This is a genomic window from Delftia sp. WSY_16 (assembly GCF_043104415.1).
Classification (GTDB): domain Bacteria; phylum Pseudomonadota; class Gammaproteobacteria; order Burkholderiales; family Burkholderiaceae_C; genus Comamonas; species Comamonas tsuruhatensis.
In genome coordinates this window covers 121,292-144,958 of the sequence record NZ_JBICKS010000023.1, presented here as the reverse complement: position 1 = coordinate 144,958, position 23,667 = coordinate 121,292, and the positions used below count along the sequence as shown (strand labels likewise).

At 68.8% G+C, this 23,667-nt stretch carries 25 protein-coding genes; 11 read left to right on the top strand and 14 right to left on the bottom strand.

What is annotated here, in order from left to right:
* Positions 1-103 precede the first annotated feature (103 nt).
* A complete protein-coding gene (dkgB, locus tag ACF8O7_RS14330) occupies positions 104-925 on the bottom strand; it encodes a 2,5-didehydrogluconate reductase DkgB (protein ID WP_203400097.1) in 822 nt (273 codons plus the stop codon).
* On the opposite strand from dkgB, the gene ACF8O7_RS14325 reads away from it, so the two are divergent.
* The 4 genes from ACF8O7_RS14325 (at position 924) to ACF8O7_RS14310 (ending at position 4,327) form a co-directional block, all read left to right on the top strand.
* The gene (locus ACF8O7_RS14325) at positions 924-1,070 is read left to right on the top strand and encodes a hypothetical protein (RefSeq protein ID WP_156136162.1); all 147 of its coding nucleotides are present in this window, start codon (positions 924-926) and stop codon (positions 1,068-1,070) included. The genes dkgB and ACF8O7_RS14325 overlap by 2 nt on opposite strands.
* The gene (locus ACF8O7_RS14320; RefSeq protein ID WP_016449828.1) at positions 1,067-1,960 is read left to right on the top strand and encodes a LysR family transcriptional regulator; all 894 of its coding nucleotides are present in this window, start codon (positions 1,067-1,069) and stop codon (positions 1,958-1,960) included. The genes ACF8O7_RS14325 and ACF8O7_RS14320 overlap by 4 nt, the downstream gene beginning before the upstream one ends.
* A gap of 142 nt (positions 1,961-2,102) precedes the next feature.
* Positions 2,103-3,356: a M20 family metallopeptidase gene (locus ACF8O7_RS14315; RefSeq protein WP_280047577.1), complete on the top strand. Its 1,254-nt coding sequence runs from the start codon at positions 2,103-2,105 to the stop codon at positions 3,354-3,356.
* Entirely contained in the window at positions 3,353-4,327 is a 975-nt protein-coding gene (locus tag ACF8O7_RS14310) for a tripartite tricarboxylate transporter substrate binding protein (protein WP_016449830.1), read from the top strand. Before ACF8O7_RS14315 ends, ACF8O7_RS14310 begins: the two co-directional genes overlap by 4 nt.
* Positions 4,328-4,355: 28 nt before the next feature.
* On the opposite strand, the gene ACF8O7_RS14305 is transcribed toward ACF8O7_RS14310, so the two are convergent.
* The 4 genes from ACF8O7_RS14305 to tkt all read right to left on the bottom strand — a co-directional run bounded on the left by ACF8O7_RS14305 (position 4,356) and on the right by tkt (position 8,587).
* On the bottom strand, positions 4,356-4,715 hold the full coding sequence (locus ACF8O7_RS14305; protein WP_016449831.1) for a tRNA-binding protein: 360 nt from the start codon (positions 4,713-4,715) through the stop codon (positions 4,356-4,358).
* Between the two features lie 54 nt (positions 4,716-4,769).
* Positions 4,770-5,306 (bottom strand): hypothetical protein, encoded by a 537-nt coding sequence (locus ACF8O7_RS14300; protein ID WP_016449832.1) that lies wholly within the window; start codon positions 5,304-5,306, stop codon positions 4,770-4,772.
* A gap of 124 nt (positions 5,307-5,430) precedes the next feature.
* Positions 5,431-6,432: a type I glyceraldehyde-3-phosphate dehydrogenase gene (gene gap, locus ACF8O7_RS14295; RefSeq protein WP_012202871.1), complete on the bottom strand. Its 1,002-nt coding sequence runs from the start codon at positions 6,430-6,432 to the stop codon at positions 5,431-5,433.
* 109 nt (positions 6,433-6,541) lie between these two features.
* On the bottom strand, positions 6,542-8,587 hold the full coding sequence (tkt, locus tag ACF8O7_RS14290; RefSeq protein ID WP_047475237.1) for a transketolase: 2,046 nt from the start codon (positions 8,585-8,587) through the stop codon (positions 6,542-6,544).
* A 117-nt stretch (positions 8,588-8,704) separates the two neighbouring features.
* Here tkt and ACF8O7_RS14285 point away from each other — a divergent pair, with 117 nt between their 5' ends.
* Complete coding sequence (locus ACF8O7_RS14285; RefSeq protein ID WP_126311135.1) at positions 8,705-9,493, top strand: nucleotidyltransferase family protein; 789 nt, start codon at positions 8,705-8,707, stop codon at positions 9,491-9,493.
* Positions 9,494-9,625: 132 nt separating this feature from the next.
* Positions 9,626-10,462 (top strand): sulfite exporter TauE/SafE family protein, encoded by an 837-nt coding sequence (locus ACF8O7_RS14280; RefSeq protein WP_034363409.1) that lies wholly within the window; start codon positions 9,626-9,628, stop codon positions 10,460-10,462.
* 55 nt (positions 10,463-10,517) lie between these two features.
* On the opposite strand, the gene fba is transcribed toward ACF8O7_RS14280, so the two are convergent.
* The 3 genes from fba to ACF8O7_RS14265 all read right to left on the bottom strand — a co-directional run bounded on the left by fba (position 10,518) and on the right by ACF8O7_RS14265 (position 13,777).
* Entirely contained in the window at positions 10,518-11,582 is a 1,065-nt protein-coding gene (gene fba / locus ACF8O7_RS14275) for a class II fructose-bisphosphate aldolase (RefSeq protein ID WP_013804528.1), read from the bottom strand.
* A 129-nt stretch (positions 11,583-11,711) separates the two neighbouring features.
* Positions 11,712-13,082 (bottom strand): two-component sensor histidine kinase, encoded by a 1,371-nt coding sequence (locus ACF8O7_RS14270; protein ID WP_043791552.1) that lies wholly within the window; start codon positions 13,080-13,082, stop codon positions 11,712-11,714.
* Positions 13,079-13,777, bottom strand: coding sequence for a response regulator transcription factor (locus ACF8O7_RS14265; RefSeq protein WP_026062623.1), 699 nt, complete (start codon positions 13,775-13,777; stop codon positions 13,079-13,081). Before ACF8O7_RS14265 ends, ACF8O7_RS14270 begins: the two co-directional genes overlap by 4 nt.
* Positions 13,778-13,870: 93 nt before the next feature.
* Between ACF8O7_RS14265 and ACF8O7_RS14260 the strand changes: the two genes are divergently transcribed.
* Positions 13,871-14,647, top strand: coding sequence for a phosphatase PAP2 family protein (locus ACF8O7_RS14260; RefSeq protein ID WP_074920863.1), 777 nt, complete (start codon positions 13,871-13,873; stop codon positions 14,645-14,647).
* A 12-nt stretch (positions 14,648-14,659) separates the two neighbouring features.
* The gene (locus ACF8O7_RS14255) at positions 14,660-15,244 is read left to right on the top strand and encodes a phosphatase PAP2 family protein (protein WP_126311134.1); all 585 of its coding nucleotides are present in this window, start codon (positions 14,660-14,662) and stop codon (positions 15,242-15,244) included.
* A 139-nt stretch (positions 15,245-15,383) separates the two neighbouring features.
* Here ACF8O7_RS14255 and pyk read toward each other — a convergent pair whose 3' ends face one another.
* Positions 15,384-16,820 (bottom strand): pyruvate kinase, encoded by a 1,437-nt coding sequence (pyk, locus tag ACF8O7_RS14250; protein WP_016449840.1) that lies wholly within the window; start codon positions 16,818-16,820, stop codon positions 15,384-15,386.
* A 486-nt stretch (positions 16,821-17,306) separates the two neighbouring features.
* On the opposite strand from pyk, the gene ACF8O7_RS14245 reads away from it, so the two are divergent.
* Positions 17,307-18,578, top strand: a complete 1,272-nt coding sequence (locus ACF8O7_RS14245; RefSeq protein WP_074920865.1) for a TIGR03118 family protein — start codon at positions 17,307-17,309, stop codon at positions 18,576-18,578.
* Between the two features lie 39 nt (positions 18,579-18,617).
* Here ACF8O7_RS14245 and ACF8O7_RS14240 read toward each other — a convergent pair whose 3' ends face one another.
* The 4 genes from ACF8O7_RS14240 to ACF8O7_RS14225 all read right to left on the bottom strand — a co-directional run bounded on the left by ACF8O7_RS14240 (position 18,618) and on the right by ACF8O7_RS14225 (position 21,785).
* Positions 18,618-19,436 carry a hypothetical protein gene (locus ACF8O7_RS14240; RefSeq protein WP_016449842.1) on the bottom strand — a complete coding sequence of 273 codons (819 nt, stop codon included), beginning with the start codon at positions 19,434-19,436 and terminating at the stop codon, positions 18,618-18,620.
* The gene (locus ACF8O7_RS14235; protein WP_016452064.1) at positions 19,429-20,811 is read right to left on the bottom strand and encodes an aminopeptidase P N-terminal domain-containing protein; all 1,383 of its coding nucleotides are present in this window, start codon (positions 20,809-20,811) and stop codon (positions 19,429-19,431) included. The genes ACF8O7_RS14240 and ACF8O7_RS14235 overlap by 8 nt, the downstream gene beginning before the upstream one ends.
* Before the next feature lie 100 nt (positions 20,812-20,911).
* Positions 20,912-21,442, bottom strand: coding sequence for a rhodanese family protein (locus ACF8O7_RS14230; protein WP_016449844.1), 531 nt, complete (start codon positions 21,440-21,442; stop codon positions 20,912-20,914).
* 25 nt (positions 21,443-21,467) lie between these two features.
* Positions 21,468-21,785 (bottom strand): helix-turn-helix transcriptional regulator, encoded by a 318-nt coding sequence (locus ACF8O7_RS14225; protein ID WP_016449845.1) that lies wholly within the window; start codon positions 21,783-21,785, stop codon positions 21,468-21,470.
* Positions 21,786-21,866: 81 nt separating this feature from the next.
* On the opposite strand from ACF8O7_RS14225, the gene ACF8O7_RS14220 reads away from it, so the two are divergent.
* Both ACF8O7_RS14220 and ACF8O7_RS14215 read left to right on the top strand, forming a co-directional pair.
* A complete protein-coding gene (locus ACF8O7_RS14220; RefSeq protein ID WP_126311133.1) occupies positions 21,867-22,763 on the top strand; it encodes an MBL fold metallo-hydrolase in 897 nt (298 codons plus the stop codon).
* 57 nt (positions 22,764-22,820) lie between these two features.
* Positions 22,821-23,231 (top strand): OsmC family protein, encoded by a 411-nt coding sequence (locus ACF8O7_RS14215; RefSeq protein WP_126311132.1) that lies wholly within the window; start codon positions 22,821-22,823, stop codon positions 23,229-23,231.
* Positions 23,232-23,312: 81 nt separating this feature from the next.
* On the opposite strand, the gene ACF8O7_RS14210 is transcribed toward ACF8O7_RS14215, so the two are convergent.
* A complete protein-coding gene (locus ACF8O7_RS14210; RefSeq protein WP_016449848.1) occupies positions 23,313-23,609 on the bottom strand; it encodes a hypothetical protein in 297 nt (98 codons plus the stop codon).
* Between the last annotated feature and the right edge of the window lie 58 nt (positions 23,610-23,667).

The window sequence follows — 23,667 nt, the reverse complement described above, 5'->3', positions numbered from 1 at the left end:
CGTTCGATACTGTGATAACCCTAGTACTACCCCTAGGGTCCGCATTGCGTTGCTCCAGGTCAAAGCTCGCCGGGCCGCCCAGGCCCTCCGTCACGACCGCGGTTCAATCCCAGGCCGGAGCCAGCCCGTCTGGGCTGACCTGGCGGTCGCCGCGCTCCAACGCGGCGATGCGCTGCATGTCTTCGGCGCCCAGCACCAGCTGGCAGCTGTCCAGGTTGGCCTGCAGGTGGGCGCGCCGGGTGGACGAGGGGATGACGGCATAGCCCATGGCCATGGCCCAGGCCAGCGCCACCTGGGCGGGCGTGGCGCCGCGGGCGGCGGCGATGTCGGCCAGCACGGGATCGGCCAGCAGCTTGCCGTAGCCCAGCGTCATGTACGAGGTGGTGTGGATACCCTGCTGGCGTGCGAAGTCGGTGACGGCGCGGTTTTGCAGATAGGGGCTGAGCTCGATCTGGTTGGTGGCGATGTTCGCGGCGCCCACGGCGGCGATGGACTGCTGCAGCAGCGCGATGTTGAAGTTGGACACGCCGATGTGGCGCGTCAGCCCCTGCTCCCTGGCGCGCATGAGGGCGCCCAGGCTGTCCTCCAGCGGCACGCTGCGCGAAGGCCAGTGGATCAGCGTCAGCTCCACATGGTCGGTGCGCAGGGCTTCAAGGCTGCGCTCCAGGCTGGGGATCAGCGCGTCGGCGGACAGGTTCTCGGTCCAGATCTTGGTGGTGAGGAACAGCTGATCGCGCGGCACGGCGCTGGCGGCGATGGCGGCCCCCACATCGGCCTCGTTGCCGTAGATCTGGGCGGTGTCGATGGCGCGGTAGCCCACTTCCAGGGCCTGGCCCACGGAGTGGCGCACCACCTCATCCTTGAGGCGGAAGGTGCCCAGGCCGAAGGCGGGCACCACGGAAGCGAGAGAGGCAGTCGATGTCATGCAGGTCTTTCAAAAAGGCAAAAAAGGCGCGGAACAACGCCTCGAAGACTGCAGTCTGGCGCGTTCACGCTTGCAGATAAAGCCTGGTATCGGCAGAAAATATTTGACGCTGCAGCAACAATTGCGCCAAGCTGGCATCCCATGAAAACCACGCTGGACGAGTTGCAGGCCTTTCGCGCCGTGATCGACTGCGGCAGCATCACGGCGGCGGCCGAGCAGTTGGGACAGACCACCTCTGGCATCAGCCGCAGCCTGTCGCGCCTGGAGAAAAAGCTGGCCACCACCTTGGTGCGGCGCACCACGCGCAGCCTGGAGCTGACCGAGGAAGGCGCGCGCTTCCTGGCCCGCACGCGCGAGGTGCTGCAGGCCCTGGACGCGGCCGAGGAGGAACTGGCCGCGCGCCGTGAGGCGCCGGCCGGGCTGCTGCGCGTCAACGCGGCCTCGCCCTTCATGCTGCATGCCATCGTGCCGCTGGTGGGTGAGTTCCGCGCGCTCTATCCGCTGATCACGCTGGAGCTGAACACCGATGACCTGCACATCGACCTGCTGGCCCAGCGCACCGACATCGCCATCCGCATCGGCGAGCTGCGCGACTCCACGCTGCATGCGCGGCTGCTGTGCCACAGCCTGCTGCGCGTGCTGGCCAGCCCCGCCTACCTGCAGGCCCATGGCCCCGTGGCGAGCGTGGCCGCGCTGGCGCGCCACCAGCGCATTGGCAACAGCCAGGTGCCCGGCCTGAACCACTGGCCGCTGCGCACGCCCGAGGGCGGCGACCGCTGGGATGCCGCGCCCCAGCTCACGGCCTCCAGCGGCGAGACCATGCGCCAGCTGGCCCTGGCCGGCCAGGGCGTGGTCTGCCTGGCCGACTTCATGACCGTGCGAGACCGCGCCCAGGGCGAGCTGGTGCAGGTGCTGGCGCGCGAGACCGTGCAGCAGCGCCAGCCCATCCACGCCGTCTACTACCGCAACACGGCGCTGGCCGCGCGCATCACGGCCTTCCTGGACTTTCTCGCGCAGCGCATGGCGCAGTCCTGAGGGCCCTGTGACGTCCGCCTGAACGGCCTGAACGGCTTGATCGGCCCGTTCGGCTTGTGCATGCAGGGCGCATGCATATGCGTTTTGCTTCGTTGCCGCAGGGCTGGCGGCTTTACAGAATCCGGGATTCGCCGCAGCAGGCATGGGCCGGCTGCGGCCGGAGACCGTCTTGCCCCACCTGATCGAAAGCTTTGCCGACATGGCGCCCTTCGTGGCCCTGCGGCGCGACCTGCATGCCCACCCCGAGCTGGGCTTCGAGGAACACCGCACCGCGGCCATCGTGGCCGAACGCCTGGCCGCCTGGGGCGTGGAGGTGCACACCGGCCTGGCCGGCACGGGCGTGGTGGGCGTGGTGCACGGCAGGCATACGGACGCACGCCATGGCACGCGCACCATCGGCCTGCGCGCCGACCTGGATGCGCTGCCGCTGCAGGAAGAAAACCGGTTCGCCCACCGCTCGCAGCACGCAGGCCGCATGCATGCCTGCGGCCATGACGGCCACACCACCATGCTGCTGGCCGCGGCCTGGCATCTGGCGCGCACGCGCGACTTCGCGGGCACGGTGCACCTGATCTTTCAGCCGGCCGAAGAGATGGGCAAGGCCGGCGCACGCAGGATGATCGACGAAGGCCTGTTCGAGCGCTTTCCCTGCGATGCGGTCTTCGCACTGCACAACTTCGCGCTGGACCGCGTGGGCAGCTTCGCGCTCAACCCGGGCGCGCTCATGGCCTCCAGCAACACCTTCCGCATCGTGCTGCATGGGCAGGGCACGCATGCCTCGCTGCCGCACACGGGCATCGATCCGGTGGCCGCCACCATTGACCTGGCCCAGCAGCTGCAGACCCTGGTCGCGCGCCATGTGGATTCGCGCGAACGCGCGCTGCTGGCGGTCACGCAGATCCAGGGCTCGGACGCGCCCAACGTGATTCCCGACAGCGCCTGGGTGGGCGGCACGGTGCGCACCTTCTCCGTGGCGGCGCTGGACATCCTCGAAGCCGCCCTGCGCCGCCAGGCCGAGCACACGGCCTTGGCCCATGGCTGCAGGGCCGAGATCCATTTCCGGCGCGCCTCGCCGCCCCTGGTCAACCACGCGGCCGAGGCCGCCTTCGCCGCCGCCGTGATGCGCGAGATCGCGGGCGACGACGCCGTGGACACGCAGTTCCCCGGCGTGCTGGCGGCCGAGGACTTCGCCCACATGCTGCAGGCGCGCCCCGGCTGCTACGCCTTCATCGGCAACGGCCAGGGCGATCACCGACTGCCCGGCCATGGCGACGGCCCCTGCCTGATCCACAACCGCTCCTACGACTTCAACGACGACATCCTTGCCATCGGCGCCAGCTACTTCGTGCGGCTGGTGGAGCGGTGGCTTGCCGTCACCCAGGAAACTTCCCCATGAAAACCTCTCACCCTTCTCCCGTCACCCGCCGCGTTCTGCTGGCAGCAGCCCTGGCCCTGGGACTGGCACCGGCCGTGCATGCCGAACGCGTGATCCGCATCGTCGTGCCCTTCGGCGCGGGCGCCACGCAGGACACGGTGGCACGCACCTTCAGCAATGAACTGGGCCAGGCCCTGGGCGCCACCGTGGTGGTGGAAAACCGGGCGGGCGCGGGTGGCAGCGTGGGCACGGCCCAGGTGGCCAAGTCCGCGCCGGACGGCAACACCCTGGTGCTGGCTGCGGCCAGCCACAACCTGGCCGGCCATCTGTACGCGAAGCTGCCCTATGACCCGCTCAAGGACTTCGTGGGCGTGTCTTTCCTGGGCCGCACGGGCTATGTGGTGGGCGTGCCGGCCGCCTCGGGCGTGCAGACCCTGGGCGAGCTGCTGCAGCGCGCCAGGGCCCAGCCCGGCCAGCTCAACTATGCGTCGGCCGGCAATGGCAGCGCCTCGCACCTGGCCTCGGCCTCGCTGGCCGCTCAGGCGGGCGTCAAGCTGCAGCACATCCCCATGAAATCCACGGGCGACGCCACGACCGAACTGCTGGCCGGCCGCGTGCAGCTGGTCACGGGCGCCACCATCGGCATGCTGGCCTTCCAGAAGGACCCGCGCGTCAAACTGCTGGCCTACTCGGGCCAGCAACGGTCGCGCTTCCTGCCCGATCTGCCCACGGTGGCCGAGTCCGGCGTGCCCGGCTATGCCTTCGACTCCTGGCTGGGCCTGCTGGCACCGGCCGGCACGCCGCCCGCCGAAGTGGAGCGCATCAACGCCGCCGTGCGCAAGGTGCTGGCCGAGCCCGTGGTCCAGGAGCGCCTGGCCCGCGTGGGCGTGGAAGCCGCCACCCTGCCGGCCGCCGAATTCCAGCGCCTGCTCAAGGACGACTGGGAAGCGTCCGGGCGCATCGTCAAGGCGGCCGACGTGCGCATCGAATAGTCACCCAGGCCAACAGTCACCCAGGCCGTCACAGCAGCTTGGTACCCAGCGGCACCTCGCGGTCGGGCACGCACAGCGCCACCTCGCCGTTCTCGTTGTGGAATCCCGTGACCAGGCATTCCGAGCGCATGGGCCCGATCTGCTTGCTGGGAAAGTTCAGCACAGCCACCACCTGGCGGCCTATCAGTTCCTCGGGCCGGTACAGCGCCGTGATCTGGGCGCTGGACTTGCGCAGGCCCAGCGCCGGGCCGAAGTCGACCTGCAGCACATAGGCGGGGCGGCGCGCCTCCTTGAACACCTGGGCGTCCACGATGCGGCCCACGCGCAGCTCCACCTTGAGGAAGTCGTCAAAGCCAATGGTCTCGTGCAATGCGGATGAAGTAGTCATGCGGCCATGATGCCGCGCCGCCGGTGCCGGCTTTGTCGAGCAACGCTTGCAGTGCTAGACCTGGGCCGCCTCGCGCGCCCGCTTGGCGGCCAGCACGCGCTGGCGCCAGCGATACAGCGCAATCGCATAGCCCGTGCTGTGCCCCGCCATGAGCCCGAACACCGACAGTGTGAGCGGACTGGCAATGAACCCATGCAGGCCGGTATCGGCGCCCGGCGACAGCCAGGCCAGTTGCACCACGCGCCAGGCGATGCGCGCCAGGAACAGCAGGGACAGGGCAATGCCCAGATGGGTATGAGGCGTGTAGTACAGGCCCTGTGGAGTCGGTTCGAGCTGCGTGCGCGACCAGGCCCAGCGCGACAGCAGCCCGCCGCAGACCAGCCCGCCGCCCAGCGCCGCCAGCGCAGGCCAGTGGCCCCAGGCGACCCAGCTCACCAGGCCCAGCAGCACGGTGTAGATGCCCAGCGTGATCCAGGGCCGGTACTTGTTCGTGCGCTGGCGCCCCACGAGCCGCCGGTAACGCGCGTGCAGGCGCCAGACCAGCAGGGGCAGCAGCACGATCAGCGTGGTGGAACTCGCGTGGACAGCCATGGGAACCTCCGGTGTGGCGCACAAGCCGCCAGTGTCGCAGCTTCCATGAAAAAGGCCGGCATCGCGTCCGATGCCGGCCTGGTGCAGGGCCCGTCGACAGGCCCCGCAGCGGTTCGCGCCAGGATTACTTGGCGGCGACCACGCGCACCATTTCCAGGCACTTGTTCGAGTAGCCCCACTCGTTGTCGTACCAGGACACGACCTTCACGAAGGTCTTGTCCAGGGCGATGCCGGCTTCGGCATCGAACACCGAGGTGCAGGACTCGCCGCGGAAGTCCGTGGCCACGACCTTGTCTTCGGTGTAGCCCAGCACGCCCTTGAGCGCGCCTTGCGACTGGGCCTTCATTTCGGCGCAGATCTCTTCGTAGCTGGCTTCGCTGTTCAGTTCCACCGTCAGGTCCACCACCGACACGTCGGAGGTGGGCACGCGGAAGGACATGCCGGTCAGCTTCTTGTTGAGCTCGGGAATCACCACGCCCACGGCCTTGGCTGCGCCCGTGCTGGAGGGAATGATGTTTTCCAGGATGCCGCGGCCGCCGCGCCAGTCCTTGTTGCTGGGGCCGTCCACGGTCTTTTGGGTGGCGGTGGCAGCGTGCACGGTGGTCATCAGGCCGCGCTTGATGCCCCACTTGTCGTTGAGCACCTTGGCCACGGGAGCCAGGCAGTTGGTGGTGCAGGAGGCGTTGGAGATCACGTCCTGGCCAGCGTAGGTCTTGCAGTTCACGCCGAAGACGAACATCGGGGTGCTGTCCTTGGAAGGCGCGGACATGATGACCTTCTTGGCGCCGGCAGCCAGGTGCTTGCGTGCGGTCTCGTCGGTCAGGAACAGGCCGGTGGCCTCGATCACGATGTCGGCGCCGACTTCGTTCCACTTCAGGTTGGCGGGGTCGCGCTCCTGCGTCAGGCGGATGGTCTTGCCGTTGACGATCAGGTTGGAGCCCTCCACCGAGACCTCGCCCTTGAAACGGCCGTGCACGCTGTCGTACTTGAGCATGTAGGCCAGGTAGTCGGGCTCGAGCAGGTCGTTGATGCCCACGACTTCGATGTCGCTGAAGTTCTGCACGGCAGCGCGGAACACCATGCGGCCGATGCGGCCGAAGCCGTTGATACCGATCTTGATCGTCATATTTGCCTCTTGGATTGACGGATTGCGAAAAACGGAAAAACTGAAACGGTGAGGGCCAGGCCGGGCCTGGCGGGCGGCAAAAAGGGGCCACAGGCCCCTTCTCGCAGCTTTACTTGCCGGCGCGCTGCAGCGCAGCCTGCACGGTGTCGGCCACGTTCTCGGCCGTGAAGCCGAAGTGCTTGAACAGCACGGGCGCTGGGGCCGATTCGCCGTAGGTGTCGATGCCGACGACGGCGGCGCAGCCGTACTTCCACCAGAAGTCGGTCACGCCCATTTCCACGGCGATGCGCGGCAGGTTGGCCGGCAGCACCTGGCTCTTGTACTTGGCGTCCTGCTTGTCGAAGGTGGTGGTGCTGGGCATGGAGACCACGCGCACGGCGACCTTGCGCTCGGCCAGCAGCTTCTGGGCGGCCAGGGCCAGCTGCACTTCGGAGCCGGTGGCGATGATGACGGCCTGGGCCTTCTTGTTCAGGCCGACGGCCTTGGGCTCGGACAGCACGTAGGCGCCGCAGGCGATGTCGTCCAGCGCGTCTTCGGTCTTGGCTGCGTAGGCCAGGTTCTGGCGCGACAGCAGCAGGGCCGTGGGCTTGTTCTTCTGGCTCAGGGCCACGGTCCAGGCGACGGCGGTTTCCGTGGTGTCTGCAGGGCGCCAGACATCCAGGCCCGGGATCAGGCGCAGAGAGGCGGCGTGCTCGATGGACTGGTGGGTGGGGCCGTCTTCGCCCAGGCCGATGGAGTCGTGCGTGAAGACGTGGACCACGCGCTGCTTCATCAGCGCGGCCATGCGGATGGCGTTGCGGCTGTAGTCGCTGAAGGTCAGGAAGGTGCCTGCGTAGGGGATGTAGCCGCCATGCAGGGCGATGCCGTTCATGATGGCAGCCATGCCGAACTCGCGCACACCGTAGTTGATGTGGCGGCCGATCTTGCCGTCTTCGGTCAGGACCACGGCACCCTTGTCGTCCACGCGCAGCGAAGGCGTGCTCTTGGTGTTGGTCAGGTTGGAGCCGGTCAGGTCGGCCGAGCCGCCCAGCAGTTCGGGCAGGGCTGCGGTCAGGCCTTCCAGGGCCAGCTGGCTGGCCTTGCGGCTGGCCACGGTGGCGCCTGCGTCATGCGCGTCGGAGGCGATCTGCGCGGCGATCTCGCCGAAGTTGGCGGGCAGGTCACCGGCCATGCGGCGCTTGAATTCGGCAGCCAGTTCGGGGAAGGCCTTGGCATAGGCGGCGAACTTCTTGTTCCAGGCCGCTTCGGCCTTGGCGCCGGCGGCCTTGGCATCCCAGTCGCCGTAGACGCTGGCGGGGATGTCGAAGGGGCCGTGCTCCCAGCCCAGGGCTGCGCGGGTCAGTGCGATTTCCTCGGCGCCCAGGGGCTCGCCGTGGGCCTTGGCCGTGTCCTGGCGGTTGGGCGAGCCCTTGCCGATGCTGGTCTTGCAGCAGATCAGCGTGGGCTTGTCGCTGCTCTTCTTGGCGGCGGCGATGGCGGCATCGATGGCCTGCACGTTGTGGCCGTCCACGTCGCGCACCACGTTCCAGCCATAGGCTTCGAAGCGGGCGGGCGTGTTGTCGATGAACCAGGGAGCGACCTTGCCGTCGATGGAGATGCCGTTGTCGTCGTACAGCGCCACCAGCTTGCCCAGCTTCCAGGCGCCGGCCAGGGCCGCGGCCTCGTGGCTGATGCCTTCCATCAGGCAGCCGTCACCCAGGAACACGTAGGTGTGGTGGTCGACGATGGCGTGGCCGGGACGGTTGAATTCGGCAGCCAGCAGCTTTTCTGCCAGCGCGAAGCCCACGGCATTGGTGATGCCCTGGCCCAGCGGGCCGGTGGTGGTTTCCACGCCGGGGGTGATGCCCACTTCGGGGTGGCCGGCCGTCTTGCTGTGCAGCTGGCGGAAGTTCTTGAGCTCGTCGATCGGCAGCGCATAGCCCGTGAGGTGCAGCAGCGCGTAGATCAGCATGGAGCCGTGGCCGTTGGACAGGATGAAGCGGTCACGGTCAGCCCATTGCGGGTTGACGGGGTTGTGCTTGAGGTGACGGCTCCACAGTGCCACGGCCATGTCGGCCATGCCCATGGGGGCGCCGGGGTGGCCGGAGTTGGCTTGTTGAACGGCATCCATTGCGAGTGCGCGGATCGCATTCGCCATTTGTTGAGTGTTGGCCATCAGGGCGCTCCGTGAAGGAGGGGGTAATCAGAGTAAGCCGGCTATTTTAAAGGACGCGGGTTTTCGGCTCCCGCGCGCGGGGCAATGGCCGCTGGCAATGGTCTACAGTTGCGCTCCATGACCGCCTCGCCCATCCAGCCGTTCCCCGCCGCCAAGGCGCTTTTCCTCACCGAGCAGCCACCGGCCATGCTGCTGGCCGCAGGCCGTGGCGAGCGCATGCGGCCGCTGACCGACACCTGCCCCAAGCCGCTGCTGCAGGTGCAGGGCCGGCCACTGCTGCAGCACCACCTGCAGGCCCTTGCGCAGGCCGGCGTGCGCCGCGCCGTGGTCAACACGGGCTGGCTGGGCGAGCAGATTCCCGCGCGCTTCGGGGCGCGCTTCGCGCCCGACACAGGTGGCGAGCCGCTGCATATGGCCTATTCCCCCGAGCCCGAGCAGGCGCTGGAGACCGCAGGAGGCATTGCGCGCGCGCTGCCGCTTCTGGACACGGTGTTCTGGCTGGCGGCCGGCGATGTCTACGCGCCCGACTTTGATTTCCCGTTCGAGGCGGCCCGCGAATTTGCCGCCAGCGGACGGCTGGCCCATCTGTGGCTGGTGCCCAACCCCGAGCACCATCCGCGTGGCGACTTCGGCGTGGACGAACTGGGCCTGGCCTGCGACTGGCCCGAGGGCGATGCCCGCCCGCGCCAGACCTACGGCACCATTGCGCTGCTGCGCGCCGAGCTGTTTGCCGCGCCCTGGTGCGACATCCCGCCCGGCAACCCCGACGGTTGGCGCGTGCCGCTGGTGGCGCTGCTGCGCCGGGCGATGGCCGCCGGCCAGGTGAGCGCCAGCCTGTATGCCGGGCGCTGGACCGACGTGGGCACGCCCGAGCGGCTGCAGCGGCTCAACACGCCGGCCGCCTGAGACGTCGGACTGACACGCCGGCCTGGCACGTTGGCCTGGGGCGCCCGCTGGTGACTTCGGCGCCCGGGCAGGCGAAGGCGCTCCGTGTTAGCGTCGCCGGTTCGGCGCAGCGGCGCGCCAGAAAGCGTTTCGATGAGTGTGATCCAGTATGTGATGTTCCTGGCCCTGGTGGGCCTGGCCACGTTTTGCCAGAACCTGACGGGCTTTGCCTTCGGGCTGATCTTCGTGGGCGTGGCCGGTGCCACGCACCTGATGGGCATTGGCGATGCGGCCAACGTGGCCTGCCTGCTGTCCGTGGTCAACGGCGTGGCCTACCTGCGCGCCCACCGCCAGGTGCCGCAGTGGTCCCTGCTCAAGCCCATGCTGATCAGCAGCGTCATCGGCGTGATCGGCGGCGTGCTGCTGCTGCAGTGGCTCAGCGGCAATGCGCTGAGCGGGCTGCGCATGCTGCTGGGCCTGGCCATCGTGGCCTGCGCGCTGTTGCTGTTGCTGCAAAAGCAGGTCAACGCGCAGGTGTCGGGGCCGGTGTCGCTGTGGGTGGCCGGTGTGGCCTCGGGGCTGCTGGGCGGGCTGTTTGCCACGCCAGGCCCGCCCATGGTCTACCACCTGTACCGCCAGCCGCTGGACCGTCTGGTGGTGCGCCAGTGCCTGTTTGCCATGTTCCTCACCTGCGCGCTGCTGCGCCTGGTGATGGTGGCCTGGGAGGGCGAGATCACCGCCAGCGTGCTGCTGGCGGCGGCCCTGGCCTTTCCCGTGGTGACGGTGGTGACCTGGCTGCACATGCGCCATCCGCCCGCCCTGCCCAAGCGGCTGGTCGAATGGATGGTCTGCCTGCTGCTGGTGCTGTCGGGCACCAGCCTGCTGGTGTCGGGCTGGAACGCCAGCCACCCCCAGCCCGTGGTGCCCGATGACGAGATGGCCATGGCCGTGCCCCAGCGGTCCCAGGCTGCGGCCCCCGCGCCGCGCTGACAACAAAAAAGCCCGCAGGCGGACCGGCGGGCTTTTTTGAAGGGGAAGGAACCGATCAGTTCACGACCTGCTGCAGCGAACCGGCAGCGTACTTGGCTGCCATCTGCTCCAGCGTGTAGCCCTTGATCTTGGCGCCCTGGCCTTCGCAGCCGAACTCGATGTAGCGGGCCTTGCAGATCTGCTTGGCGGCTTCGCGGGCGGGCTTGAGCCATTCGCGGGCGTCGAACTTCTCGGGGTTCTCGGCCAGGAACTTGCGCACGGCGCCGGTCATCGCCAGGCGGATGTCGGTGTCGATGTTGATCTTGCGCACGCCGTGCTTGATGGCTTCCTGGATTTCCTCGACGGGCACGCCGTAGGTTTCCTTCATGGCGCCGCCGTACTGGCGGATGATTTCCAGCAGTTCCTGGGGCACGGAGGAGGAGCCGTGCATGACCAGGTGGGTGTTGGGCAGGCGCGCGTGGATTTCCTTGACGCGCTGGATGGACAGGATGTCGCCCGTGGGCTTGCGCGTGAACTTGTAGGCGCCGTGGCTGGTGCCGATGGCAATGGCCAGCGCGTCCAGCTGCGTGGCCTTGACGAACTGGGCCGCTTCCTCGGGGTCGGTCAGCAGGGCCGAGTGGTCGAGCACGCCTTCGGCGCCCACGCCGTCTTCCTCGCCGGCCATGCCGGTTTCCAGCGAGCCCAGGCAGCCGAGTTCACCTTCGACGGTGGCGCCCAGCTTGTGGGCCATTTCCACGACCTTGCGGGTCACGTCCACGTTGTATTCGAAGGAGGAAGGCGTCTTGCCGTCTTCCATCAGCGAGCCGTCCATCATCACCGAGCCGAAGCCCAGGTTCAGCGCGCCCTGGCAGATGGCGGGCGAGGTGCCGTGGTCCTGGTGCATGACCAGGGGGATGTGGGGATACTGCTCGGCGGCGGCCTGGATCAGGTGCTTGATGAAGGGCTCGCCGGCGTACTTGCGGGCGCCTGCGCTGGCCTGCAGGATGACGGGCGCGCCCACTTCGTCGGCGGCCGACATCACGGCTTGCACCTGCTCCAGGTTGTTGACGTTGAAGGCGGGAAGACCGTAGCCGTTTTCGGCAGCGTGGTCCAGCAGTTCGCGCATCGAAACGAGAGGCATGTGTAGGGTCCGTATCAAGTTGTTGAGAGGGGGATGCCCCTGCCGCATGGCGGCCGCCGCTGCGTCATGGGTTCGCTGCGGGGCTGCGGCCGGGGGATCGCGGCAGTAACCGCTTGGTAACTGGCGATTTTAACCAGCTGCCGCCAACCCTGTCCCGGGCATTCCCATGCGGTAGCAGGTCGTGAAGCCTTCGGGCGGCGCGGCCTCGCCAAAGCTTCCCTGGTGGGCGCGCAGCACGCGCGCCACGATCTCGTGGCCCAGGTGCAGGCTGTCCACGGGCGCTGCCGCGCGCTCTGCGCCATCGCGGCGGCCGTCGTCGCAAACCTGCAACCAGACCTCGCCGTCGGGCCCCTGCCCGGCCTGCACCTCGATCTGCGTGCCGTGCGGTGTGTGCTTGAGGGCGTTTTCCACCAGGTTGCGCAGCGCCAGCTCCAGCAGCACGGCATTGCCCATCACGCCCAGTGCCTCAGGCGCCTGCACGGACAGGCTGCAGCCGCGCTGCCAGGCCGCCTGCGCATGGGCGGCCACCACCTGGCGGGCCAGCGCGGCCAGGTCCACGGGCACGGGCGGGTCGGCCAGCATGGCGCGTCCTGCGCGCGCCAGTGCCAGCAGCTGGCTGAGCACATGGCCGGCGTGCAGCGCGTCCTGGCCTATGCGCGCCAGCGCGGCGCGCTGGGCCGGGGCATCCATGGCGCCGGCCGGCGCATCGCCCAGGGCACGCGCCTGCAAGGCGATGGAGGCCAGCGGCGTGCGCAGTTCATGGGCCACTTCGTTGGCCAGGCTGCGCTCGCGCTCCAGCGCCTCCTGCTGGCGGTCCAGCAAGGTGTTGATGGAGTTCACCACGGGCATGAATTCCCGCAGCGCGTGGCGGTGCGAAACGCGCTCGGCCTGGGCCAGGTCCAGGCGCTCGACCTCGCGCGAGAGTTCGTTGAGCGGCCGCATGCCGCGTCGAATGGCCAGCCCCAGCGCCAGCGCGACCACAGGCAAAAGCCACAGGCCCGGCTCGATCATCTGGCCCGCGATGTCGTCGGCCAGTTCGTCGCGCTCCTGCAGCTCGATCATCACGCTGACCTTGCGTGCATGGTCGCGGCTCCATTGGGTGAAGCTGCGCCAGGCCCGATGCTCGGGACCCAGGCGCAGGGTGGCAAAGCCCTGCTCGGTGTCGAAGGCGGGCTCGGGCGCATCGCCCGTGCGCGAGATCAGCCGCCCCGCGCCATCCCACAGGGCCACGCTCAGCGACTGCTGGTAGTCGTGGGCCATCAGGCCGGGGGGCTCATGCACGGGCGTGGCTGCTCCCTGGCCTACGGCGCCTGCGACTTCCAGGTTGAGCACCAGCGCAGCGACGCCGGCCAGGTGGCCGTCGGTGAGCTCGTCGGCCTCGTGCACGCCGGTCTGGTAGCCCAGCGCCACGAAGCTGGCCCAGACCACGACCAGCGCGCCCAGCATCCAGGCCATCAGATGCCAGATCAGCGAGGGGCGGCGCTGCTGCGCGGTGCTCATGGGTTCTCCGCAGGAAGAAAGTAGCCCACGCCGCGCATGGTGACGATGCTGGCATTGCCCAGCTTCTTGCGCAGGTGGTGGATATGGACTTCGACGGCATTGCTTTCCACGGCCGTGCCCCAGCTGTAGAGATGTTCCTCGATCTGCTGGCGCGAGAGCACGCGCCCGCGCGCCTGCAGCAGCACCCAGAGCACGGAGAACTCGCGCGGCGACATTTCCACCAGCTTTCCGTCGCGGCGCACGGTGCGCGCGGCCGGGTCGACCTCCAGCTCGCCATGGCGGATCACGGGTGCCGCCTGCCCGCCTGCGCGGCGCAGCATGGCGCGCAGCCGCGCCTCCAGCTCGTCGATGTCGAAGGGCTTGACCAGGTAGTCATCGGCACCCAGGTCCAGCCCGGCGATGCGCTCGCGCACCTGGTCGCGCGCGGTGAGGATGAGCACGGGCGTGTTGGGGTCCGGCAGGGCGTGGCTGTCGCCACCCGGGCGGCGCGGGCTCCGCAGGCGGCGCAGGATTTCGCTGCCATCGCCATCGGGCAGGCCCAGGTCCAGCAGCACGGCGTCGAAGCGCTCCATCTCCAGCGCATGCCAGGCATCGGCCACGGTGGAGCAGACGTCGACCGCATAGCGGCGCTGTTGCAGATTGGCCTGCAGGCCTGCGGCAATGCCCGCGTTGTCTTCGACGACCAGTATTCGCATGCGCGCATTGTGCAATGGCCGCTGCCGGCTGCGGCGCCAGACGATGGCCGCACGCCGGGGCATGCGTTAAGACGGGTTTAAGCCGCGCTTCTCATGCTGCCGGCCATGCCGACACCTGAACCCCGAGATTTTTCCGCCGCCCCTGCGCAGGGCCCCTCCTTCAAAAGCACCCTGCTGTGGACCCTGGCGGCGCTGGCCGTGGTCCTGGCCTGGGATGCCGGCGCCCTGGACCTGGCCATGGCCCGCTGGTTTGGCGACGCCGATGGCTTTGCGCTGCGTTCGGACTGGTTCTTCGTGAACATCGCCCACGAAAGCGCACGCCGCCTGGCCTGGCTGGTGGTGCTGGGCCTGACGCTGTGCGTCTGGCGGCCCATCGGCCCGCTGCGCCTGCTGCCTCACGGGCGGCGCGTGCAGCTGGTGGCGGGCATCTTGCTGTCGCTGGCCCTGATCTCGCTGCTCAAGTACACCAGCGCGACCAGCTGCCCCTGGGACCTGGCCGAGTTCGGCGGCGTGGCGCGCCATGTCTCGCACTGGTCGCTGGGCCTGGCCGACGGCGGGCCGGGCCGCTGCTTTCCCGCAGGCCACGCCTCGGCAGGCTTTGCCTTTCTGGCCGGCTATTTCGCGCTGCGCCGCCATGCACCCCGCGCAGCCTGGATCTGGCTGGCCGTCTCGCTGGCCGCAGGCCTGTCGATGGGCCTGGCCCAGCAGATGCGCGGCGCCCATTTCATGAGCCACACGCTGTGGACCGGCTGGCTGTGCTGGACGGCGGGCTGGCTTTTCGACCTGGCGGTCACGCGTGCGCTGCGCACCCGGGACAGCGCGCCTGACTCCCTGTGGCCCGCCGCCAGCCTTCCGCCTTCCACTCCCTGATCAAGCGTTGCCATGCTGCCCCTGGACCCCGCCCTGTTCACGCTGCTGAACGCCAACGCGCAAACGCCCGCCATCTCGATCGAGGCGGCGCGCGCCATCTCCTCCTGGCTTCCCTCGCTGTGCGCCCTTCCCGTGATGGCCGGGCTGCTGCGCGGCTCGCCCGCCCTGCGCCGCACCCTGGTGCTGGCCCTGCTGTCCATGCTGGCCGCCTGGGCCGTGGCACGGCTGGTCCGCTGGGGCTTCCCGGCGCCGCGTCCTGCCCAGCTGGGCATGGGCGTGCAATGGGTGGAACACGCGCTGCGGTCCAGTTTTCCGAGCATGCACGCCACGGGCGCCTTTGCCCTGGCCCAGGCGCTGACCCTGGGCTGCACGCGCCACCGCCGCTGGGTCATGGTGTCCGCCTGGTCGCTGGCCCTGGGCATGGGCTGGAGCCGCGTGCACCTGGGCGTGCACTTCCCGTCCGATGTGGTCGGCGGTGCCATCGTGGGCATCTGCAGCGCCACCCTGGTCTGGCATGCTGCGCTGTGGCGCCGCCTTGCCGTCATGCCCAACCTGCTGCCCTACAACGCACGAACCCACTCAGGCAGGCCCCGATAGACCATGGCGAAGGCATAGCGCACGGCACATAAAACTGGCGCCCCCCAGAACGAGGGACACCGAGCAAGGGCCGCCCCGCCGCGAGGGTGTCGTCCCCCCCGCGTAGCGAGAGGGGGAAGGCGCGAAGCGCCTCAGGGGGTTAGTTCACACGACATATCTTCAGCATGTTCGTGCCACCGGGCTGGCCCATGGGCTCGCCGCAGGTGATGGCGTAGACATCGCCGCTTTGCACGATGTTGCGCGCGCGCAGATGGCCTTCGGCCTGGTCCAGCGCGGTGTCGCGGTCGGCGCTGGTGTCCATGAGCAGGGGGCGCACGTTGCGGTACATGGCCATCTTGCGCTGCGTGGAGATCTTGGGCGTGAGCGCGTAGATGGGGATGTGGATGCGGTGGCGGCTCATCCACAGCGCGGTGGAGCCGCTGTCCGTCATGGCGACGATGGCCTTGGCGCCCAGGTGGTGGGCCGTGAACAGCGCGCCGATGGCGATCGACTGGTCGATACGCGAGAACTGGCGGCCGGTGAACTCGGCATCGCTGTCCGGGTCTTCGGCGGCTTCCGCGGCGGCGCAGATCTTGGCCATTTCCTGCACGGTCTCCAGCGGGTACCTGCCGGCGGCGGTCTCGGCGCTGAGCATGACGGCGTCCGTGCCGTCCAGCACGGCGTTGGCCACGTCGCTGACCTCGGCGCGCGTGGGCACGGGGTTGGTGATCATGCTCTCCATCATCTGCGTGGCGGTGATCACGAACTTGTCCATGTCGCGCGCCATGCGGATCATCTTCTTTTGCAGCGCGGGCACGGCAGCGTTGCCCACTTCCACGGCCAGGTCGCCGCGCGCCACCATGATGCCGTCGGAGACATGCAGTATCTCTTCCAGGCGCGGAATGGCCTCGGCGCGCTCGATCTTGGCGATCAGGCCGGGCTTGTGGCCGTACTGGGCCGCAGCCACGTTGCACAGCTGGCGCGCCATCTCCATGTCGGTGGCGTTCTTGGGAAAGCTCACGGCCACGTAGTCGGCCTGGAAGCTCATGGCGGTCTTGATGTCCTCCATGTCCTTGGCCGTCAGCGCCGGGGCCGTCAGGCCGCCGCCCTGCTTGTTGATGCCCTTGTTGTTGGACAGCTCGCCGCCGAGCTTGACGGTGGTGTGCACCTCGTCGCCACGCACATGGTCCACGGTGAGCACGATCAGGCCGTCGTTGAGCAGCAGCACGTCGCCGGGCTTCACGTCGCGCGGCAGTTCCTTGTAGTCCAGGCCCACGCCGTTGATGTCGCCGGGCTCGGTGCGCGACGCGTCGAGCACGAAGCGCGCGCCGGGCTCCAGCATGACCTTGCCTTCGGCGAACTTGCCGACGCGGATCTTGGGGCCCTGCAGGTCGGCCATGATGGCCACCTCGCGGCCTGCGCGCTGGGCCGCCTCGCGCACCATGGTGGCGCGGTCGATGTGGTCCTGCGCCTTGCCGTGGCTGAAATTCAGGCGCACCACGTTGACGCCTTCGCGCACCATCTGTTCCAGCAGTTGCGGGTCGCTGGAAGCGGGGCCCAGGGTGGCGACGATCTTGGTGGCACGGCTCACTTGCATGGAATGTCTCTCGCTCAGGGTTTGTAATCGGGTTTCAATTCTCACACGAATGCGGTTACATGAAGGCAACATTCCGGCATGCGGTGCGGGCCTGAAGACCCCGCGTCCTGAGCCTGCGCAAGGGGGCGGCCGGATGCCGTTGCCATCGCCGAACACTGCGGTGCACTGCCTTTGCCGCTATTGCTTTTGATGCTGCACGGCAGCATTCCCGGCAAAGGCGCTGTGCCATGCCGGTCTCCTGTGAAAGCAGTTTTGCCCGCCGCGTTCGCAATGCCTGCTGCACCGCACCGCACCGCACCGCACCGCAGGACACCACAGAATCAGACTGGTCCACATTGACGCGGCCCGCCCCTGCTTCCTAGCATCGCCTTCATATTCCTGTGGTCCACCCGGCCCGCAGGCCGCAGCCAGAACATACGGTTCCCCTTGGTTTCGCATGCTCAGCCAGCCCATCCACAGCTTTGCCATGCCACCAGGAAATCCACCATGCTTGACCGCAGACGCTTTGTTCTGACCACCCTGGCCTCCCCGGCGCTGACCGCCTGCGGCGCGGGTAGCGATGTTGCTGCCAACCGCTATGTCCAGACTCCCCTGCTCGCCAGCCATGCGCGCTACGGCGCGCGCTTCACGCAGCCCGGCTTCGTCAACGGCTGGGGCATCGCCATCCGCCCGGCCGGCGCGGGAGGCCATTTCTGGATTGGCGGCGGGGGCACGTCCTGGCAGTTCATCGGTGACGTGGCTCGCTCGGCCGATCCCGGGATGCGCGCCCTGCACCAGGACGGCCTGCGCGAAGTGGCCGTTCCGCGCTCCGATGCCCTGACCGGCGATGACAGTGCCGGCAAAGTCACCGGCGTGGTCTACAACGGTGCGCCCCTGGACTCGCAGCTGCTGCGGGTCCGGCAGCAGCCTGCCGCCGGACGACTGCTCGAGGGCTCGGCCCGCTTCGTCTTCGTGACCGACAGCGGCAGCGTCAGCGCCTGGACGGAGCGCGATGCGCAGACGGGCGCCATCGTCCGGGTGGACGGCCCTGCGGTGGAAATGTTCAATGGTGCCGACCAGGGCATGGCTTTCTTCGGGGCCGCCATCCACACGGGCCGATGGGACCGCGTGTGGATGGCCGACTTCGGCGCCCGGCCCCAGATCCGCACGCTGGACGCGCAGTGGCAACTGGTGCCCACCCAGGGCTTCGCCAACCCGTTCGCATCAGGCGCGGCAGGCGAGGCCCGGCCCGGTGATCCGGTGCCCTTCAACATCCAGGTCGTCAACGACGGCCGCCGCGACCGCGTGTTCGTGCTCTATGCGATCAGCCAGCCCGACCCGGACGATCCCCTGGCGTTCCATGCCGGCGAGGAGGATGCTCTGGACGCAGCCGCAGAAGCGGCCAGCGGCAACCGGCCTGCGCGCGGCAGGCTGGCCGAGTTCGACCTCGACGGCCGCCTGCTGCGCATGTATGAGGACGATGGACGCCTGAATGCGCCCTGGGGCGTGGCCATCGCTCCTGACGGCTTCGGCGCAATGGCGGGGCACCTGCTGGTCGGCAACTTCGGGGGAGCAGGCCGCATCTGTGCCTTCGACCTGTCCACGGGCCGCTATGTGGACGATCTGCGCGACGCGCAGGACCGCCCCGTGGCCATCCCCGGCCTGTGGGCCCTGCAGTTCGGCAACGGCGTGGCCCTGGGCGACAGCGACGCGCTCTACTTCGCCGCCGGCCCCGAGGACGAAACCGAGGGCCTGTTCGGCTCGCTGAGGCTTCTGTGACGCTTCATCCTGGCGGTGTCATTGCGCAGACGCCAGGCCTCACACCAGCCCGTGCGAGAGCAGGTAGGTGATGGCATGGGCCACCATGGCCGCCTCCAGGCCATAGCGCCAGAACAGGAAGCCGCCCACGGCGCCGTGGACGACCTCGAACAGCAGCAACTGCAGCACCAGCGCGTCCGACAGGCCGCCCCAGGTGCTCCAGGCCAGGGCCAGCTGCAGCATGCCCCACAGCAGGGCCGACAGCATGACGGACCACCAGCCCAGCGTCCATCCCGGGCGGCGGTCTGTGCGTCCGCTCAGCCGCCACAGCAGCCACATCACCAGCGTCATGCCGCCCAGCCGCATCACCAGCTCGGCCGTGATGCCCGCGTACAGCATCTTGGCGCCCAGCGGCATGGCGTAGACGGGGTCGATCAGGGTCAGGTCGTCGGGCCAGGCCAGGGCCAGGGTCACCAGCCAGGCCGCGCCGACCACGCCACCGGCCAGCCCCGGCAGCGTGAGGTAGCGCACGGCGCGCTGGGGCGAACGCCCGGCCACCCAGGTGGTCAGCAGCGGTGCGGACAGGCCCAGCCGCGGCCCCAGCCACACGCCCACGCCCACGGGCAGGGCCAGCAGCGCGGCCATCACGCCAATGCCGGTGAGCGGCGTGACCAGCGGCTCCACGGGCAGGCCCAGCATGCGCATCCAGTCGGGCAGCACGAACCAGGCCATGGCCGCCACGCCGGGCAGCCCCAGCAGCCAGAGCACCGTGAAGATGCGCCAGCTCAGCCGGGGCAGTGCGGGTGCGGCATAGGCCGATGGGGCGGGCATGAGAGTGGACACGGGGCCGGTGGTGGGCAGGCTGGCGTTGTCAGTCACGCATCAAGGCTTCTATCTCGTCGGGCTCCACGGGCACGCCGCGCGTGATCAGCTCGCAGCCGGTCTCGGTGACGATGGCATCGTCCTCGATGCGGATGCCGATGTTGTGGAACTGCTCGGGCACGCCGGCCGCAGGGCGCACGTAGATGCCCGGCTCGATGGTGGTGCACATTCCCGGACGCAGGATGCGGCTGGGGCGGTTGGTGATGGTCTCGCCCGACAGCGGGTCCTTGCGCTCGTGCGACTGGCCCAGCTCCGAAGGCTCCACATAGCTGCCGCAGTCATGCACGTCCATGCCCAGCCAGTGGCCGGTGCGGTGCATGTAGAACTGGAAGAAGGCGCGCTGCTCGATCACGTCCTGGGCATTGCCATAGACCTTTTTGTCCAGCAGGCCCAGATCCAGCATGCCCTGCGCCAGCACGGCCACGGTGGCGTCGTGCGGATCGTTGAAGCGCGCGCCGGCCCGCGTGGCCGCCACGGCAGCCTTCTGGCTTTCCAGCACCAGCTCGTAGAGCGCGCGCTGCGGGCCGGTGAAGCGGCCATCGGCGGGGAAGGTGCGCGTGATGTCGCTGGCGTAGCCGTCGAGCTCGCAGCCGGCGTCGATGAGCACCAGTTCGCCCGCGCGCACGGGGGCCTTGTCGGCCTGGTAGTGCAGCACGCAGGCATTGGCGCCGGCGGCCACGATGGAGCCGTAGGCCACGTACTGCGAGCCCTGCTGGCGGAATTCATGCAGCAGCTCGGCATCCAGGTGGTATTCACGCACTTCCTGGCCTGCGCGCAGCATGCGCGCCGAGCGCTGCATGGCGCGGATATGGGCCTGGGCGCTGATGGCGGCGGCGCGGCGCATGATGTCCTGCTCGTGGGCGTCCTTGACCAGGCGCATCTCGTCAAGCAGCGTGCACAGATCGCCCTGCTCGGACGGGCACAGCGCGCCAAAGCGCACGCGTGCGCGCACCTGGCCCAGCCAGCCTTCCACGCGCACGGCCAGCCCTTCATGCGTGGCGAACGGATACCAGAGGCGGCCCCGGTTCTCCAGCAGGCGCGGCAGGCGCGTATCGATCTCGGCGCTGGAGAACGCCTGGCTCACGCCCAGCGTGGCCACGGCAGCCTCGGGGCCCAGGCGGATGCCGTCCCAGATTTCGCGCTCCAGGTCCTTGGGCTGGCAAAACAGCACGCTGGTGCCATCGGCGGCCAGTACCAGGCAGGCATTGGGCTCGGCAAAGCCGGTCAGGTAATAGAAATAGCTGTCGTGGCGGTACAGATAGCCGGTGTCCCGGTTGCGCTGGCGCTCGGGAGCGGTGGGAATGATGGCGATGCCGCCGGCGCCCAACTGGGCGGCCAAGCGTGCGCGGCGTTGGGCATAAACAGATGTCATGCAGCTATCGTACTGCCGTCCGGGGTTCTCCACAGTCCCCGGAACAGGGGAAGGAGGGGGGCAGCCGGCCGGCGTCAGGTGGACTTCAGCGCAGACACCGTCACTGCCCCAGGGCGCGCCGATTCCAGGGCGCCTTCATCAGCATGCGCGCCAGTCCGCAAAAGCCGGTGGCACCCGCCACGATCAGACCGCAGCCCACGAAGGCCGAAAGCAGGTGCCACCACGGTGAAACCGTGGCACCGAGCACGGCGCCCAGCAGAGCCAGCCCGCCCGCACCCAGTTGCACCTGGCGCTGCAGCTCCAGCGGCTGGCGGCTGTCTTGCAGCACGGGCAGGCCTTCGGCCTTCCAGGCGTCCAGGCCGCCGTCGAGCACATGGCCGACACAGCCGGGCGGCAAGGCAGCCGCCAGGGCCTGGGCGTTGAGCCGCGTGCGGTTGCCGGAGCGGCAGTGAAAGACCACGGCGGCCGGCGCATCGCCCCAGGCCTGGGCGCCCAGGCGCTCCATGGGCATGCTGCGGGCGCCTGCCATGCGTTCGCGCGCATGTTCGTCGGGCGCGCGGATGTCGATGAGCCAGGCGCCTTGCGCCTGCAACTGGCGGGCGGCCTGGGCCGAGATGAGGGGAAGGGACATGGGACGACTCCTGGGGTGGGGGTTTTCAGGGACAGAAGATGCTCTTGAGTGCCGCCACCAGCTTTTGCGCATCGGGATCGGCGATGCGGTAGTACAGGGTCTGCGACTCGCGGCGGTAGGCGACCAGGCCCTCCTCGCGCATGCGCGCCAGATGCTGGGACAGGGCCGACTGGCTCAGCGGGATACGCTCCAGCAGCCCGCCCACCGACAGCTCGCCATGCTCGATCAGCAGGCACAGCACCAGCAGGCGCCTCTCGTTGCCCACGGCGCGCAGCAGGGCGGCGGCGCGCGCCGCACCCTGCTGCAGGAAAGCCTGTTCGGAGGAGAGGATGGGTTGGCTCATGATTAAGAAAAATCTAATTTAGCAAATTCTAATATACTTGCCGGCAGGCTGCACTGGAGCCATCGACAAAGGAGTGCTTTCATGACCTCGCCGCTGCGCATCGCGCCATTCTTCGACGAAGCCACCCATACCGTGACCTACCTGGTCTGGGATGCGAACACGGGCGAGGCCGCCGCCATCGACCCCGTGCTCGACTACGCCCATGCCAGCGGCCAGGCCCACACCGGCTCGGCCGATGCCGTGCTGGCCGCCGCGCAGGCCCAGGGCCTGCGCCTGCGCTGGATCCTGGAAACCCATGCGCATGCCGACCACCTCAGCGCGGCCCCGTACCTGCGCGAGCGCACGGGCGCCCCGATCGCCGTGGGCGAGCACATCCGCGAGGTGCAGCGCATCTTCCGCCCCGTCTTCAACCTGCCCGCGCCCGCCGGGGAGCCGCCTTTCGACCGACTGCTGGCAGACAGCGACAGCCTGCCCTTGGGCGGGCTGCGCATCGAGGTGCTGCACACGCCCGGCCATACGCCCGCCTGCGTGTCCTACCGCATCGAGGATGCGGTCTTCGTGGGCGATACGCTGTTCATGCCCGACTACGGCACGGCGCGCGCCGACTTTCCGGGCGGCGATGCGCGCACGCTGTTCCGCTCCATCCAGCGCCTGCTGGCCCTGCCGCCCGCAACACGCCTGTTCATGTGCCATGACTACAAGGCGCCGGGCCGCGACCGCCACGCCTGGGAAACCACCGTGGCCGACCAACGTGCCGGCAACGTGCATGTGCACGCGGGCGTGGACGAGGCCAGCTTCGTGGCCATGCGCAACCGGCGCGACGCCACGCTGTCGGCGCCAGCCCTGCTGCTGCCCGCCATCCAGGTCAACATGCACGCAGGCCATTGGCCCGAGGCCGAGGCCAACGGCGTGCACTACCTCAAAATTCCGCTGCGCATGAAGCATCGGCCCCAGGCAGCGGACGCGAAGCAGGCGTAGAGTCGTCCGTTGGCTCCCCCACCCCTCTTGCGACACCCCCAGGACAAAGGACCTTCCATGATCCACAGCGCCCATGCCACCAGCACGGACACCCCCTATCGCGTCACGCTTGGCGACCCCCAAGGCCACAACTGGCATGTGGACGAGCCCGCGGACAAGGGCGGCGGCGACACGGCGCCCAACCCCCTGCAGCTGCTGCTCTCGGCCCTGGGCGCCTGCACCACGGTCACGCTGCAGATGTATGCGGCGCGCAAGCAGTGGAAGCTGGAGCAGGTGGATGTGCAATTGCGCCTGAACCCCGAAGGCACGCCAGCCAGCGGCAATCTGATCGAACGCCAGATCACCCTGCAAGGCGACCTGGACGACGAACAGCGCCAGCGCCTGCTGCAGGTGGCCGAGGCCTGCCCCGTGCACAAGCTGCTGGCCGGCGAAGTGCGCATCCAGACCGCGCTGCAGCTGCCCGCCTGAGCGAAGGACTGGCCACCATGCAAAAGGCCCTGCGGCAGGTATGCCGCAGGGCCTTCGGAGTGGACGGGGACATGGCCGGCGTCAGGCTTCGCTGACCTCGATCTCCCCCGTATCGACATAGAGTTCGAACTCCCGCTTGGCCAGCGACACGGTGATCGGCTGATCCTCCTGGGTCCAGGACAGCACATAGCTTCCGATGGCCGTGGCCACCTGCACACGGGTGCCACGCGGAATGTCTTCCAGTTGGCCATCGCCTACCCGGTGCTGCACATTGCCGGTGACCGTGGCTTCGAATTTCTCGGGGAATCGCTGGACTTCCACGGCGCTCTGGACCGCCTCTTCAGCGGCTTCGGCGTGCGTCTGTACGGATGTATTCATGGCGTTTTCTCCTGTAAGAGTGAGGCCGGCGCCCGCCAAAAGGACGGGCGCCGGGCCG